Source organism: Pseudoxanthomonas sp. JC1303 (assembly GCF_058448525.1).
Genome location: NZ_CP185958.1, coordinates 2,072,125 through 2,086,281, shown reverse-complemented (window position 1 = coordinate 2,086,281; position 14,157 = coordinate 2,072,125). Strand labels below are relative to the sequence as shown.

At 68.2% G+C, this 14,157-nt stretch carries 16 protein-coding genes and 1 pseudogene; 8 read left to right on the top strand and 9 right to left on the bottom strand.

Features of this window, described 5'->3' with window-relative positions; translation table 11 throughout:
• Nucleotides 1-6: 6 nt before the first annotated feature.
• Nucleotides 7-1,449, bottom strand: a complete 1,443-nt coding sequence (locus ACORQU_RS09165) for a nitrilase-related carbon-nitrogen hydrolase (RefSeq protein WP_491644770.1) — start codon at nucleotides 1,447-1,449, stop codon at nucleotides 7-9.
• A 149-nt stretch (nucleotides 1,450-1,598) separates the two neighbouring features.
• Here ACORQU_RS09165 and ACORQU_RS09160 point away from each other — a divergent pair, with 149 nt between their 5' ends.
• Entirely contained in the window at nucleotides 1,599-1,988 is a 390-nt protein-coding gene (locus ACORQU_RS09160) for an MAPEG family protein (protein ID WP_491644768.1), read from the top strand.
• 39 nt (nucleotides 1,989-2,027) lie between these two features.
• Here ACORQU_RS09160 and ACORQU_RS09155 read toward each other — a convergent pair whose 3' ends face one another.
• Both ACORQU_RS09155 and ACORQU_RS09150 read right to left on the bottom strand, forming a co-directional pair.
• Entirely contained in the window at nucleotides 2,028-3,095 is a 1,068-nt protein-coding gene (locus ACORQU_RS09155; protein ID WP_491644766.1) for an AbrB family transcriptional regulator, read from the bottom strand.
• A 5-nt stretch (nucleotides 3,096-3,100) separates the two neighbouring features.
• Nucleotides 3,101-3,667, bottom strand: a complete 567-nt coding sequence (locus tag ACORQU_RS09150) for a hydrolase (protein ID WP_491644764.1) — start codon at nucleotides 3,665-3,667, stop codon at nucleotides 3,101-3,103.
• 80 nt (nucleotides 3,668-3,747) lie between these two features.
• On the opposite strand from ACORQU_RS09150, the gene ACORQU_RS09145 reads away from it, so the two are divergent.
• Both ACORQU_RS09145 and ACORQU_RS09140 read left to right on the top strand, forming a co-directional pair.
• On the top strand, nucleotides 3,748-4,350 hold the full coding sequence (locus tag ACORQU_RS09145; RefSeq protein ID WP_491644762.1) for a TetR/AcrR family transcriptional regulator: 603 nt from the start codon (nucleotides 3,748-3,750) through the stop codon (nucleotides 4,348-4,350).
• A 93-nt stretch (nucleotides 4,351-4,443) separates the two neighbouring features.
• Nucleotides 4,444-5,163, top strand: coding sequence for a hypothetical protein (locus ACORQU_RS09140; protein WP_491644760.1), 720 nt, complete (start codon nucleotides 4,444-4,446; stop codon nucleotides 5,161-5,163).
• A gap of 550 nt (nucleotides 5,164-5,713) precedes the next feature.
• Here ACORQU_RS09140 and ACORQU_RS09135 read toward each other — a convergent pair.
• Entirely contained in the window at nucleotides 5,714-5,992 is a 279-nt protein-coding gene (locus ACORQU_RS09135; protein WP_491644758.1) for a hypothetical protein, read from the bottom strand.
• Between the two features lie 159 nt (nucleotides 5,993-6,151).
• On the opposite strand from ACORQU_RS09135, the gene ACORQU_RS09130 reads away from it, so the two are divergent.
• Nucleotides 6,152-6,724 carry a DUF2058 domain-containing protein gene (locus ACORQU_RS09130; protein ID WP_491644757.1) on the top strand — a complete coding sequence of 191 codons (573 nt, stop codon included), beginning with the start codon at nucleotides 6,152-6,154 and terminating at the stop codon, nucleotides 6,722-6,724.
• A gap of 12 nt (nucleotides 6,725-6,736) precedes the next feature.
• Here the strand turns inward: ACORQU_RS09130 and ACORQU_RS09125 are convergent, their stop codons facing one another.
• The 3 genes from ACORQU_RS09125 to ilvD form a co-directional block, all read right to left on the bottom strand.
• Nucleotides 6,737-7,117 carry a VOC family protein gene (locus ACORQU_RS09125; RefSeq protein WP_491644755.1) on the bottom strand — a complete coding sequence of 127 codons (381 nt, stop codon included), beginning with the start codon at nucleotides 7,115-7,117 and terminating at the stop codon, nucleotides 6,737-6,739.
• Nucleotides 7,080-7,610 carry a hypothetical protein gene (locus ACORQU_RS09120; RefSeq protein WP_491644753.1) on the bottom strand — a complete coding sequence of 177 codons (531 nt, stop codon included), beginning with the start codon at nucleotides 7,608-7,610 and terminating at the stop codon, nucleotides 7,080-7,082. The genes ACORQU_RS09125 and ACORQU_RS09120 overlap by 38 nt, the downstream gene beginning before the upstream one ends.
• Nucleotides 7,611-8,097: 487 nt before the next feature.
• On the bottom strand, nucleotides 8,098-9,936 hold the full coding sequence (ilvD, locus tag ACORQU_RS09115) for a dihydroxy-acid dehydratase (RefSeq protein WP_491644752.1): 1,839 nt from the start codon (nucleotides 9,934-9,936) through the stop codon (nucleotides 8,098-8,100).
• A gap of 161 nt (nucleotides 9,937-10,097) precedes the next feature.
• Here ilvD and ACORQU_RS09110 point away from each other — a divergent pair, with 161 nt between their 5' ends.
• From ACORQU_RS09110 to ACORQU_RS09100, 3 genes are read left to right on the top strand one after another with little or no spacing between them, the layout of a single operon-like run.
• Complete coding sequence (locus tag ACORQU_RS09110) at nucleotides 10,098-10,631, top strand: DUF1190 domain-containing protein (RefSeq protein ID WP_491644750.1); 534 nt, start codon at nucleotides 10,098-10,100, stop codon at nucleotides 10,629-10,631.
• Nucleotides 10,631-11,809 carry a glutathionylspermidine synthase family protein gene (locus tag ACORQU_RS09105; protein WP_491644748.1) on the top strand — a complete coding sequence of 393 codons (1,179 nt, stop codon included), beginning with the start codon at nucleotides 10,631-10,633 and terminating at the stop codon, nucleotides 11,807-11,809. Before ACORQU_RS09110 ends, ACORQU_RS09105 begins: the two co-directional genes overlap by 1 nt.
• 50 nt (nucleotides 11,810-11,859) lie before the next feature.
• Nucleotides 11,860-12,297, top strand: a complete 438-nt coding sequence (locus tag ACORQU_RS09100) for a hypothetical protein (protein WP_491644746.1) — start codon at nucleotides 11,860-11,862, stop codon at nucleotides 12,295-12,297.
• A 280-nt stretch (nucleotides 12,298-12,577) separates the two neighbouring features.
• Here the strand turns inward: ACORQU_RS09100 and ACORQU_RS09095 are convergent.
• Together ACORQU_RS09095 and ACORQU_RS09090 are read right to left on the bottom strand one after the other, a co-directional pair.
• Nucleotides 12,578-12,793, bottom strand: a pseudogene (locus ACORQU_RS09095) (DUF58 domain-containing protein); the annotation flags it as partial.
• Nucleotides 12,794-12,939: 146 nt separating this feature from the next.
• Nucleotides 12,940-13,395, bottom strand: coding sequence for a hypothetical protein (locus tag ACORQU_RS09090; protein WP_491645029.1), 456 nt, complete (start codon nucleotides 13,393-13,395; stop codon nucleotides 12,940-12,942).
• Nucleotides 13,396-13,595: 200 nt separating this feature from the next.
• On the opposite strand from ACORQU_RS09090, the gene ACORQU_RS09085 reads away from it, so the two are divergent.
• Complete coding sequence (locus tag ACORQU_RS09085) at nucleotides 13,596-14,144, top strand: hypothetical protein (RefSeq protein WP_491644745.1); 549 nt, start codon at nucleotides 13,596-13,598, stop codon at nucleotides 14,142-14,144.
• The last annotated feature ends 13 nt before the right edge of the window (nucleotides 14,145-14,157 follow it).

Sequence of the window (14,157 nt, the reverse complement as noted above, 5' to 3'; positions counted from 1 at the left end):
AGGCGATCAATGGCTGCGAGGCGGCGCCAGCAGCATCAGCGCTGACAGCCCAACGCATAGCCAGCCGAACACATTGCCGATCCGGGTGAACAAGGTCGGCTGGATCGGACCAACCGTTACTTGCGCCAGCAGTGTGGCGCCGGGCATCGGCGCACTGAGGGCTTCGGCGACGAAGCGACCGTGCGCGTCGCTGACGCTCAACAGTCCCTCGCGCGAGGCGCGGATCACCGTGTAGCCATTTTCCAGCCCGCGCATGGCGGTCATGCGCGCCGCCATCCAGGCATCGGCATAGGCGAAATCCCAGGCCGGCACCAGCATGACGCCAGACGCACGCTGCCCATAGGCGCGACCGAAACGGGCAAAGTGCATGTCCTTGCAGAGCGCCAGCCCGACCCGCGTGCCGACGATGTCATGCACGGCGTAGGCTGTGCCGCTTGCATAGGCTTCGGCCCGCTCGGGCGGGGCCATGAAATGCTTCTGGAAGTCTTCCACGCGGCGCCCGGACGGGTCGAAGAGCCAGGCGTGGTTGCGTGGGCGCCGACCGTCATCGATGGCGATCCCCACTTCCAGCCAAAGATGATGCCGGGCCGCCACCGTCGCGAAATGTGCCTGCCAGGCATTGGCCTGTGATGGCCCCAGCACGGCGATCTTTTCCGGCAGCACGACCAACATGGCGCCCTGTGCGGCCAGCTGCGCGATCAAGGTGTCGTAGCGATCGCGGATGTCGGCCGCGTAGCCCGGTGCGGCCTTCATCCCGATGGCATCGTCGATCGACGCCAGCCCGACCGGGATCTGCGTGCCGGGCAATGGCTGCTGCATGCGCAGCGCCCCATACCCCAGCATCGCCAGCACCACCATGCCGGTCGCGCCCAAGGCCCAGCCCTTGCCACGCACTGGCTGGCGCCACAGCAGCAGGGCCAGCGTCGCGGGCACCAGGCACAGCACGAACAGCACTGCCGAAGTCCCGCCCAGCGCGGCCAGCTGGCGCACCCACGGCAGGTCGGCCTGCGAATAGGCCAGGCTGCCCCAGTTGCCATCGGGCAACAGCACGGCCATCAGCGTATCGGCGCTCACCCACAGCAGCGGATAGGCCAACACTGTCCAGGCCCGGGGCGAACGCCGCATCACGCGCCGGCTCAGGCCCAACACGCCGACCCAGACCGCTGACTGGCCGATCAATGCAAGCACCGCCGGCAGCGCTGGCATGACCAGCAGGAAATACGACAGGTAGCGGCTGCAGGCCACCAAACTCGCCACCAGCATTGCCAGCGCGGCCAACCAGCGTCGTTCGACGGACAACGCCAGCCACAGCGTCGGCACCGGTGCGATCCAGGCCATCCAGCCGTTGGGCGTCAGCCCGGTTGCCAGGCTCAGCACGCCACCGGCGCACACGGCCAGAAACAGCGTCCACAGCACGCGTGCAGGTCTTAGCGCGTTGGTGGTCTTCATGCGTGCACCCGAGAAGGATCGGCCAGGCCGTTGCACGCCAGCCTGCCTGCCGGGCGGCGCGCGCGACATGGCCAGAAGTCAACACGTGTGGGCCGTCTTCACCCCAGGCCCCCGACACTGCAGACCCCACATACCCCCGGAGGACCGCCATGCCTGTTGAACTGAAGATGCTCGCCTGGTCCATCCTGCTGGGATTGGTTTACGTGCTGACCGCCGGCGCACTGGTCACCGCCAAGCGCGGGATGAAATGGAATGCCGGCAATCGCGACGCACCGGTCGAGCCGCTGACCGGGCCGCCAGCACGCGCGCAGCGCGCCAGCGCCAACTTCCTGGAGACCTTCCCCTTCTTCGCCGCCGCCGCACTGGCCGTGGTCGCGCTCGACCGCGGTACACCGCATACCGCACTGGCCGCCGAGCTGTACTTCTGGGCGCGGCTGGCCTATCTGCCGGTGTACATCGTCGGCATCCCCTATCTGCGCACGGCGATCTGGGTGGTCTCGCTGTGGGCGATCCTGCAACTGGTGTGGGCCCTGCTCTGAGCCCGGCCGGCACGCGCAAGGACGCTTTCGGTTTGCCGCCTAGGTCTGCACGCGCCGGCCCAGCCAGCGCGCGATGACCGGCCCCAGGATCAGGACCACCAGCAGGCGTGCGGTCTGCATGGCCATCACGAACGGCACGTCTACCTGCGCCGAGGATGCGGCGATGATCGCCACCGAATCCGCGCCGCCCGGACTTGTCGCCAGGTAGGCGGTCAACGGGCTGACCCCGGCCAGCGCGACCAGCGCCCAGGCGATGCCGCCGCACAGCACCAGCAGGGCAAGCATGGCGCCCAGCACCCTTGGCAACGCGCCCAGCGCATTGCGCAGCACGTCCGGGGTGAAGCGCAGCCCGATGCTCCAGCCTAGTACCGCGTAGCTCGCGGCGAGCAGCAACGGCGGCAGGGTCACCTGCAGCAGGCCGGTGTCCTGGAGTGCCACGCATACCACCAGCGGCACCAGCAAAGGCCCGGCGGGCACCTTGAGCCGCACGGCCGCCCACACGCTCACCGCAATCACCGCCAAGGTCAGCGCAGCGGCCGGCACGTCGCCGATCGCCAGCCACGCCATGGGCGTCGCGCCATGCCCGGACACGTGCCACAGTCGGGCGACGATCGAAGCCGCAACGGCCACCAGCACCACGCGCAGGTACTGCATGAACGCCACCAGGCGCATGTCGCCGCCGAACGAGGCCGACATCAGCGCCATCGCCGAAGCCGCACCAGGGAAGGTGCCCCATAGCGCGGTCGTTCCCGGCAGGATGCGCCAGCGCTGCAGCAGCAGACCCAGTAGCACCGCCACCACGATCACCGCCAGCACGCAGCCAACGAACAGCGGCGCATCGCGCACCACTTCGCCCAGGATCGAGGCCGGCATGCTGCGCGCGATCATCGCGCCGACCACGCCCTGGGAGAACGCGAACGCCACCCGGTGCACCGGCACCGCGCCCCCGGTGACCGCCAGGCCGATCGCCGCGACCATCGGCCCCAACAGCAGCGCCGCCGACAGGTGCGCCGCTTCCAGCACGACCACCAAGGCCAGGGAGACCGCGACCAGCAGCAGCCAGCGTTGCCAGGCCGGTCGTGGATGGGGAAGGGGCCGGCTGGGCACGTGCGTCAGGCCTGCAGGGCGATGGCCTCGCTGTACACGATGCGCGCGACGCGCGGCAGCACATGCTGCAGGGTCATCTCGTGCAGTTCGGTCGACACGCTGGCGCACAGGTCGGGGGCGATGACCACGGCGAAGCCCAGTTCCCAGGCGTGGCGGGCGGTGGACTCGACGCCGAAGTTGGTGGCGATGCCACCCAGGACGATGGTGTCGATGCCCCGGCGACGCAGCCGCTGCTCCAGCCCGGTGCCGGTGAACGCGCCCCACTGACGCTTGGTCACCCGCAGGTCGCCGGGATGCTCCAGCCCCTCGACCAGGACGGCCCAGTCGTCCGGTAGCGGCCCATTGGCACGTGGCGCGGCATCGACGGGCTGTCTGGGCGCATCGACCAGGCCCGGGCCGAAGTCGACGTTGACCAGGATCACCGGCGCGCCCGCCTCACGGAAGCGTGCGGCGGTGGCCTTGGCGCGAGTCACCAGCTCAGGGCCGGTGATGGGCTGCAGCGGCATGGCGGTCGTCCCGTGCTGCAGGTCGATCAGGACCAGCGCGGTCCGGTTGAGAGGGAGGGTGAGCATGGAAGGCTCCTGGAAACGGGCCGCACACGCGCGGCAATGGATTAAAATGCGAGGATGGATTCGCATAGAGAATTGTGAGGATGCCCTCGCAAAAGTCAACCCAGGCCGTGCCCCCCAAGCGCCAGCGCGGACGCGAACGCGTCGCCGCGATCCTCGATGCCGCCGCCCAGCTCTTCGTCGAACAGGGCCAGACAGTCACGATGACCGAGATCGCCGCCCGCTCGGGCACGGCGATCGGCTCGCTGTATCGCTTCTTCCCGACCCGCGAGGCGCTCATCGCCGTCCTGCTGGAACGCTATGCAGAACACCTGCGTGCGGCCCTGACCTCGCTGCAGGCGCGTGCGCCCGCTTTGGACCCGGAGGCCCTGGCCAATGACCTGCTGGCCCTGGCCACGGACCTCAAGCTCGAGCGCGCCGCCGCGCTGGCGTTGCTGGACCACACCGAGGACGATGCGCTGCGACAGCAACTGCGCACCGAAATGCACCAGGGCGTGGCGGCGATCCTGACCGGCGCAGGCATCGCGCCGGGCGCCGCCCCGGCCGTCGCGGCGGCGGTCATCCTGGTGATCAAGGCCGCCGGCACCCTGGCGTTGCAGCCGGATAGCGCGCCGGCGCTGGCCGAACTCCATCGCATGCTGCGGGGCTATCTCGCTGGGCTTGCCGCGCCGGCCCGCCGGGACTGAACAGCGTCATGCCGGACGTGGCAACATCCTTTTAATGCCGCTGCGGGTATCCCTGCGGGTTTCGTGGATCACCGGTTCACCACAGGAGTCTTCATGAAGCAGTTCTTCGGGGTCCTCGCGCTGGCCATGGCGTGCGCCGCCTGCAAGCCCGAACCCGCCGCGCCGGCCGCCACCGAGCAGCCCCCCGCGCCCCGCCAGTGCAGCGCGGACACGGATTGCGAAGGCAACGAGATCTGCGACACCGGAACCTGTGCGATGCCGCGCAGCGGTGCCAATCCGATCCAGCCAGGTGCGCCAGGCGCCTCTGCGCCCAGCGCCCCGCCGACCGACGGCGCGCAGGCGTCCACGCCGCCGCCGGGCAGCCGCGCGATGGCCGAATCGGGCGACCTGGTCCCCGGCATTCCCACCTGCAAGCCGGACGACAACCGCACGCCGATCCCGGTGTGGAAGCCCACCGTCGACGCAGAGAACACTCTTAGCGTGGCCCCGCCCCAGACCCCCGACCAGGTGGTCGCCCTGGAGCTGGAAGTCCACACGGACGCCAAGTGCAACGACAGCGATCTCAACGTCTTCAAGATCGCCAATCCCGGTGATGCCGGTGGCGGCGTACAGGTCACCGTGCGCGGCAACTCCCAGGAGATCGACGGGGTCTGCCACCTCAGCGGTCTGTACCGCAACGCCCCGATCGAGGACAAGAAGCTCGCCCGCCAGGCCCCCAAGCTGGAAGGCGGCTGGAGCGGCGTGCATTTCTCGGCGGCCGATGCCTCGGAAGTCGCTTCGTCCAACCGCTACTGCGTGCAGACAGGCGGCTGATCACCGACCTGCGCCGGCATGCCGGCGCCACGCATGACCCCTGATCCTGATGGCGGCCATGGCGCACGGCCAGCGCCGACCTTGTTGTCGTTGCGAGCCGCAGCGTCAGGGGCCGTGATCACCGTCAGCCACTAAGGCCGGCGCTCGCCGCATGCTGAAAATGGCGCCAGCGCGGGACTCTCCTTTCGAGCGCCGGACCCTGCGCGGACGCCGCAAGTCACTTCCGTTGCAGTGCGTGCGGTCGGCCAGCCACGCCAGCGACTGCAAGATGCGACCGCTCACGCGCCACCACGTCTGCCTTGGCCGAAGGCGTTTCCCCCTTGTGCGTCCATGGCGCCAGGCTGGGGTGTGCGTCGAAGGCGGCTCCGACGCGAGAGGCTGCCCGCATTGCGAAATGCACGCATCCCCGAATCGATCGCCTTCTTGAACAGCGAAGACCTCACGCAGGAGCGGCGGTGCGCGCAACGCTGTCTGGCCAATGCGCGGGTCGCGCGCGGTCGTGAAAGCGTTCGCCGCCAAAGGCGCCCTGCGTGTGCCCAGATCCGTCTGCTCAGCCCGGCACACCGCTGGCGGCCAGGCCGAGCATGCCCAGCAAGGCGGCCATCAGCAGCGCACCCAGCGCGCCGATCCAGCGCCGCAGGGTCCGGCGCGTGCGCAGCGCGGCCCGGTGCTCCAGCTCGGCCAGGCGTGCCAGCGTTGGCCGCAGTCGATGCGCCACGTCCTCGACCGGCTCCTGGTTGGCGAGGGCGGCATCCAGCTCCACCGCGACCTGCGCCCTGAGCGTCTTGCGCAGCTGTGCGGACACCTGCGACGGCGAAGGACTGGACATGAAATTTCCCCTGTTCAAACGCCGGTCCGCGCAGGCGGGCGGCCGGCCGACTGGCCGATACTGTATGCGAACGCGCCCGCGCGCCAGCACAGGACATCGACTGTCATCCGGGCAAGCCGGCGCTACACTGCGCGCCCGTCATGTGGTCTGCGTTGTCCGATGCGTAATCCCCTGCAGGAGCAGCTGCTCAAGGCCGGCCTGGTCAAGAAGGGCAAGGCCGACCAGATCGCCCGCGACCAGGTCAAGGCGCGCCTGGCCAAGGGCAAGGCCGCCAAGCCGTCGACCGAGCAGGACCAGGTCGATGCCGCCCGGTTGCAGGCCGAGCGCGCCGAACGCGACCGCGCCCTGGCCGCCGAGCGCAACGCGCAGGCCAGGCGCCAGGAGCTGCAGGCGCAGATCCGCCAGATCGTCGACACGCACAAGGTCAAGCGCAGTGGCGAAGTGGAATACCGCTTCAACGACGGCAGCGTGATCCGCACCGTGCTGGTCAACGCCACGCTGCGCACGCAGCTGGCCAGCGGCGCGCTGGTCATCGTGCGCCATGGCGAGGGCGTTGAGCTGATCCCACGCGCCGCCGCGCAAAAGGTCTACGAACGCGATGGGTCGTGGGTGCTGCTCGATCACGGCCGCCAGGAGGAAGACGCGCCTTCCCAGGCCGCCGCCGGTGCAGCACCTGAAGACGACTTCTACGACCAGGACCGTTTCAAGATCCCGGACGATCTGATGTGGTGAGGCGCCGGGCGCTTACTGGCCTGCCGGTGGCTCCCACAGTTCCACCTTGTTGCCCTCTGGATCGATGACCCAGCCGAACCTGCCCTGCTCGGAGGACTGGGTGTCGTCGAGCACGTTGCAACCTTCGCTGCGCAGCGCGGCCAGCAGCGCGTCGAGGTCGGCGACGCGGAAGTTGACCATGAACGACGCGGTGCCGGGCGCCATGTACGTGGTGTCGGCATCGAACGGACTCCACAAGGTCATGCCCGATTCGCTGCCATCGCCACCCCAATTGAAGATGGCCGCGTTCCAGTCGGACACCTCCAGGCCCAGGTGATCGCGATACCAGGCAGCCAGCGCGCCGGGATCGCGCGCCTTAAAGAAGATCCCGCCGATTCCCGTGACTCGCTTCATTGCGCTGCTCCCTGGGTGATGGTGGATTCTTGGCCACCGGCGTGGCCGGATCAAGTGCGCTCAGCGCTTCCGCGCGCCCCTGGCGGCCTCCCAGTACGGCGGCTTGTGCAAGCGCGGCAGCGGCGCATCGCGGCGCATCGCGGTGCGGATCGGCGGATCGGCGGATCGGCGGATCGGCGGATCGGCGAGCAGTCGGGCAGTCGGGCAGTCGGGCAGTCCGGCAGTCCGGCAGTCCGGCAATCCGGCAGTCCGGCGGACAGATTGCGGTGAAGCTCGCGTCGCCGCCGGTGCCTGTCTCGTACCGCGCGAATCCGATCGCCACCAGCGCGTCGACTTCCGGCACCTGGTCCAGGTGCGCCGCGCCATCGGCCTGGGCGTACCTGTGGTGCATCAGCCAGGCCTCGACCTCCGGATCGGGGCTGTCGTCGGTGTCCAGCGGCTCGTGCCCATCCGCAGGACGTGGCGCTGCTCGTGCAGGAAGTTCAGCGCCCACAGCGACACGCCGGGAAGCAATGGGCCCGCGGTCGCGTCGTCGGCATGTTGACCGGCCCTTGTAGCGCCGAGCTCGCTCAGCCAGGGCTCTCCCGGGCAAGCTTCAGCGGAGCAAGCTCCGCTCTACGGCAGGTCACGCGTAGCGACGCGCTCCCGAATGGGCGGCGCCGGATCAGGCCAGCCCCGGACTCCCCGGCACGTACGGCAGCCAGTGCTCCTTCCGAGGTACGACCGGCGATGACGTGTGAGAGCACCACGTCCCTCACCCCCTTGAGCGGGTGGACATAGACACCCCATAGGCGGGTATCGCCTGCGGGCTGCACCGGCAGCACGCAGGCGTCCGGGCACGCGAGCCACAGCGCGAGCGACATCCGGAGAGCGAACGACGCGGCAGGCGAACTCCCGCAAGCGAGGTCGAAGGCGCATCGCCCCAACCACGCCTCCGCGATCCGCGCAGAAGCCGCGACAGCGGCTTGCGCATCTGCGGATCAGCCGTCCAGCAGCGCCTTGTTGCGCACGGCGCCCTTGTCGGCGCTGGTGGCCAGCAGCGCATAGGCCTTCAGCGCGGTGCTGACCTTGCGCGGGCGCACTTCTACCGGCTTCCAGCCCTTGGCGTCCTGCTCGGCACGGCGGGCGGCGAGCTCCTCGTCGGAGACCTGCAGGTTGATGCCGCGGTTGGGAATGTCGATCAGGATCCGGTCACCCTCGCGCACCAGGCCGATGGCACCGCCCGCGGCGGCTTCCGGCGAGGCGTGGCCGATGGACAGGCCGGAGGTGCCGCCGGAAAAACGGCCATCGGTGAGCAGCGCGCACTGCTTGCCCAGGCCTTTCGATTTCAGGTACGAGGTCGGGTAGAGCATCTCCTGCATGCCGGGCCCACCCTTGGGACCTTCGTAGCGGATCACCACCACGTCGCCCGCTTTCACCTCGTCGGTCAGGATGCCCTTGACCGCTGCGTCCTGGCTCTCGAACACCTTGGCCGTGCCTTCGAACACGTGGATGGATTCGTCCACGCCGGCGGTCTTCACCACGCAGCCATCGCGGGCGATGTTGCCGTAGAGCACGGCCAGACCGCCTTCGGCCGAATAGGCGTGCTCGACGCTGCGGATGCAGCCTTCAGCGCGGTCCACGTCCAGCGACGGCCAGCGCGTGGCCTGGCTGAAGGCCACCTGGGTCGGGATGCCGGCCGGACCGGCCTTGTAGAAGGTCTGCACGGCTGCGTCCTCGGTCACGGCCACGTCCCATTGGGCGATGGCGTCGGCCAGCGTCCTGGCATGCACGGTGGACACGTCGGTATGCAGCAGGCCGCCGCGCGCCAGTTCGCCCAGGATCGCCATGATCCCGCCGGCGCGGTGCACGTCCTCGACGTGGTACTTCGGCGTGTTCGGCGCCACCTTGCACAGCTGTGGCACGCGCTTGGACAGGCGGTCGATGTCGCGCATGTCGAAGGGCACCTCGCCCTCCTGCGCGGCGGCAAGCAGGTGCAGGATGGTATTGGTCGACCCGCCCATGGCGATGTCCAGCGTCATCGCGTTCTCGAAGGCCTCGAAGGTGGCGATGCCACGCGGCAACGCACTCGCATCCTCGGCGCCGTACCAGCGGTGACACAGTTCCACCGCGGTGACGCCGGCCTTCTTGAACAGCGCCTCGCGATCGGCATGGGTGGCGACCACGGTGCCGTTGCCCGGCAGCGACAGGCCCAGGGCTTCGGTCAGGCAGTTCATCGAGTTGGCGGTGAACATGCCGCTGCACGAGCCGCAGGTGGGGCAGGCACTGCGCTCGACCGTGGCGACCTGCTCGTCGCTGGCATTCGGATCGGCCGCCATGACCATCGCGTCGATCAGGTCCAGCTTGTGGTCGGCCAGCTTGGTCTTGCCCGCTTCCATCGGCCCGCCGGAGACGAACACGGTGGGGATGTTCAGGCGCATGGCGGCCATCAGCATGCCGGGGGTGATCTTGTCGCAGTTGGAGATGCACACCAGCGCATCGGCGCAATGCGCATTGACCATGTATTCGACCGAGTCGGCGATGATCTCGCGGCTGGGCAGCGAGTACAGCATGCCGTCATGGCCCATGGCGATGCCATCGTCCACGGCGATGGTGTCGAATTCCTTGGCCACCCCGCCCACGCGCTCGATCTCGCGCGCGACCAGCTGGCCGAGGTCCTTCAGGTGCACGTGGCCGGGCACGAACTGGGTGAACGAGTTGGCGATGGCGATGATGGGCTTCTGGAAGTCCCCATCCTGCATGCCGGTGGCGCGCCACAGCGCGCGGGCTCCGGCCATGTTGCGGCCGTGGGTGGAAGTTTTCGAGCGGTATTCGGGCATGGCAAGGTCTTCACGCAGGCCCGTGGCCTGCAGCGGGAACAGAGAGGCACATGTTCGCCGCTTTTCTCGGTTGCTGCTGCAACTGACCATTCCGCCATCCTCGGCACAGGGCCGGGAACAGCAGGCATCATGGAACGCCGTATGCCCTGGATTCGACCCGCATGAAGCGCTCCAGAACCGCCACCCTGCTCCTGATGGGCAGCGCCCCGCTGCTGCTGGCGGCCTGCCAGCGCGAGCCGGAAGCGCGCGAGGGCCTCTACACCTCGGTGGACGCCTGCTATCGCGCCACCGGCGAGCGCGACAGCTGCCAGCGCGCCTTCGACGAGGCGCAGCGCCAGTCCGCCGAACAGGCCCCGCGCTATGCCTCCCAGGAGCAGTGCAAGGCCGACTGGGGCCAGGACCGCTGTACCGAGCAGCGCGACAGCCAAGGCCATGCCTTCATCGGGCCGCTGATGACCGGCTTTTTCATCTCGCAGATGCTCAACAACCGCGCCGGCCTGCGCAGCGCGCCGGCCTACCAGACCCCGGCCAACGGCTGGGTGCGGCCGCGTCCGGGCGCGCTGCCGGACACCTCCAACGCCTTCCGCACCCCCACCGCGAGCATGACGCCGGTGACCACGCCTCCCAATCGTGCGTTGACCGTCAGCCGCGGTGGCTTCGGCAGTCGCAGCAGCAGCCGCAGCTTCGGCGGCTGATGCGCAGGGTCTCGATCATCGAGCGCGGCGACTGGCGTGCACAGGCCGCCGCGTGCGGATTCGACTTCCACACCATCGACGGCGCAGCGTACTGGGACGAGACGGCCTATTACGCGTTCAGCCTGCGCCAGATCGAGGACGATCTGGAGGACCCCAGCGCCGAGCTGCATGCCATGGCCCTGGACCTGGTCGATTCGGTCGTGCGCGACGAGGCCAAGCTGCAACAGCTGGCGATCCCGCAACCCTACTGGCAGTGGATCGCCGACAGCTGGCAGCAGCGCCAACCGCATCTGTACGGGCGGCTGGACCTGGCCTACGACGGACGCGGCCCGGCCAAGCTCTACGAGCTGAACTACGACACGCCGACCTCGCTGTTCGAGGCCTCGTTCTTCCAGTGGCAGTGGCTGGAAGACCAGCGCGCCGCGGGACGGCTGTCAGCGCACGCGGATCAGTTCAATTCGCTGCATGAAGCGCTGGTCGCGCGCTTCGCCGAGATCGCACCCGCGCTGCCGCATCCGCTGATGTTCGCCGCGGTGCGCGGCTCCAACGAAGACCAGGGCACGGTGGCCTACCTGCGCGACTGCGCGATGCAGGCGCAGCTGCGCGGCGAGTTCATCGCGATCGAAGACCTGGGGCTGTCGGAGGATGGCCGCTTCACCAATCTGGATGACGAGGTGATCGGCACGCTGTTCAAGCTGTATCCGCTGGAGGACCTGTTCGCCGAGGCGTTCGGCCACGCCCTGCCCGCCTCCGGCCTGCAGCTGCTGGAGCCGGCGTGGAAGGCGGTCCTGAGCAACAAGGGCATCCTGCCCCTGTTGTGGGCGCGCCACCGCGGCCATCCCAACCTGCTGGAGGCGCACTTCGACGACGGCGCGCCGCTCAGGCACGGCTGGGTGCGCAAGCCGCTGCATTCGCGCGAGGGCGCCAACATCGCCTTGCACCTGGCCGACGGTAGCTGGCAGGAAAGCGAAGGCCCCTACGCCGGCCCGTGCATCGTGCAAGCCGCGCATCCGCTTGTCGGCTTCGACGGCCGCTACCCGCTGATCGGCAGCTGGGTGATCGGCGATGCCGCCTGCGGGATCGGCGTCCGCGAAGACGACAGCCGTATCACCCGCGACAGCGCGCGGTTTGTGCCGCACGCCATCGTCGATGAAGCGCCCGGGGTGTTCTACGCTTGAGCGCTGCGGCAGACTGAGCCCGGTGGAAGGCGACACAAGGACGAGGCCCGATGCGATTCCTGAAATCCCATGCGCTGTTGATCGCGAGCCTGTTGCTGTACGGCGTGTCGCTGTTCCTGCCCGCCTTGTACGGCGGTGGCTCGCACCTGATCGGGTTGGTGCTGCTGATCTTCGGAGCCCTCCCGCTGGCGGACGCCTCCTGTTTCGCCTGGCTCGCCAATGGCCTGTACGCCGCAGCGCTAATCGCCTATTTCATGCGCCGAACGCGCGTGGTCCTCGTCCTGAGTCTGTTCGCATTTGTGGTGGGACTGGACGCACTGCGCGTAGACCGCTTCCCGCTGGACGAAGGCGGAATGAACGTCATGCGCCATGCCTTCGGCGAAGGCTTCTACCTCTGGGAGGCGAGCTTCCTGCTGCTGGCCGCCTCGGCCGCTGTGATGCTGTTGCGGGCGCGCAAGAATGAGCCGTCGCCTATGCCGCCAGCGTAAGCAGAGTACTTGGTGGCGGCGGGCTGAGGCGATCGTCGATAAGGCGCCTGGGGCTTTGTACGCCTGATCAAGGCGGACCCGCCGCCACCTGTTGCGAATCCGCAGAACAATGATGCAGCAGTCTGCTCCCGTGGGAGCAGCCCTTTCGGCCTTTAGCCGATGGCGGCGAGGGGCTTCACCGGAAAGCTTCATCGCCGCCATTGTGGCTCCCGCCCATACGAGTTCAACAGAGGGAAGCAGGCAGTAGCGATCTTCTCGCTCCACTCCATTCACTCCTGCCTCAAAGCAGTCCCTCGCGCTTGACCGCCAGATAGCGCTCGACCAGCGCGGCGGGCAGTTGCGCGGTGGTGACATCCAGCACCATCACGCCGTGGCCGCGTAGCGCGTCGTGGGCGGCGGCGCGCTGCTCCAGGTAGCGGGCCACCGCGCCGGCCTGGATCGCCCCAGACAGGTCGGTGACCTCGGCGTCCAGCGCCCGATCCAATCGGCCCTGTCGGGGACACCGCGATGCCGCGTCCCGGTAGAACCCTCGCGCCCTCGCGGGCGCTCATGTACCAGGCCATCGACCAGGCACACCCGCGTGGCGCGGGTCAATGACGCGACTGCGCTTCGCATGCCGCCTTCAGCACAGCCGCAAGCCGCTTACTCGATGTGGTATAGCACAGCAGCACCTGGCTTTGCTTCAAAGGCAGGCACGGTGCGCTGCTGGAGCGGCTGACCCTTGGTGTCCCACACCAGCGTTTGCGGTGGGTACTCGTCCTGACGGGTCATGGCATCGATCTGCTTGACGATCACCGCGCTGCTGGCCTTGACCTCGGGATTCCATGCAAACACTCCAACCCGGCCGTAGAACACCGCGGGCGCATCGGCGTCCAGACGACGGTCCGGACACATCACCAGGCCGCGTTCCAGCATCACCCGTAGTGCCGCCACCGGCGTGGCCTTGACCGTCGGCGTGGTCCGGTCGGCGCTATGTCCCGGACAGACGTTCGCCGAGCGCGTCACCATTCTTTCGACCACTTCGCGGTCGGACTGGGCCAACGCGGGGCAGGCGACGGCTGCCAACGAAACGAGCACGAATGAAGACTTCCATTGCATCATTTGATCTCCTGTTAGGTGACAGACACGGCGCAACGGTCCGGGTGAACGACTGAATTGTGCGTGAGGACGCGGGTTGCACCCAGAAACCCAGCCCGCCGTGATACCGCCGACCAAGGCATCGGCTCAAGCGCGACATGCGACCATTGATGGCGCGCGAGGATGAGCCTCCGTACTCAATTCAGACAGGACGTCGCCTCATGCATGAAGCAATGGACACCATGGAGAAGTTCCGGACCCAGTGGCGTCAAGACTGGAGAAATTTCTTGATCGCAGGCTGCCTGAGCTGCCTGCTTGCGCTGGCGGCCCAAGCGCTATCCAGCACACCGGCACTGCAATCCTCTCCCGAGGCAAGTCTGCTAGGCATGCGTGCTTGGCTTTATGTGGTGGCCGGCTATTTCTTATTGGTCCCGGTCTCGCTGGTCTTGCAGAAGGCGCGTATGCAAGCCATCTCTCCGCGCCAAGGGAACCTCGCCGACCGCATCTTCATGCTCGTGCTTGCGGTCTGCATCTTCCTTCCCGTTTTCTTTTTCCCGGAGGCGATCCTCGTCTTCGGCCCGGAGGCGGCCGGTCGGTTGCACGGGATCTACCGCGCCATGGTCAGCACTGTTCCAGGCCTGGCAGTCACCGGGACGTTCCTGTTCTACGGTGCGGCGTCCGCTGTGTGGATGCTATCGGCTGCTTTCAGGCACCTCGGACCAAGCCATCAAGACAGACGGGATGCCGCACAGGGAGCCGCGTCGCGTTGAAGGTGTGCAGCCG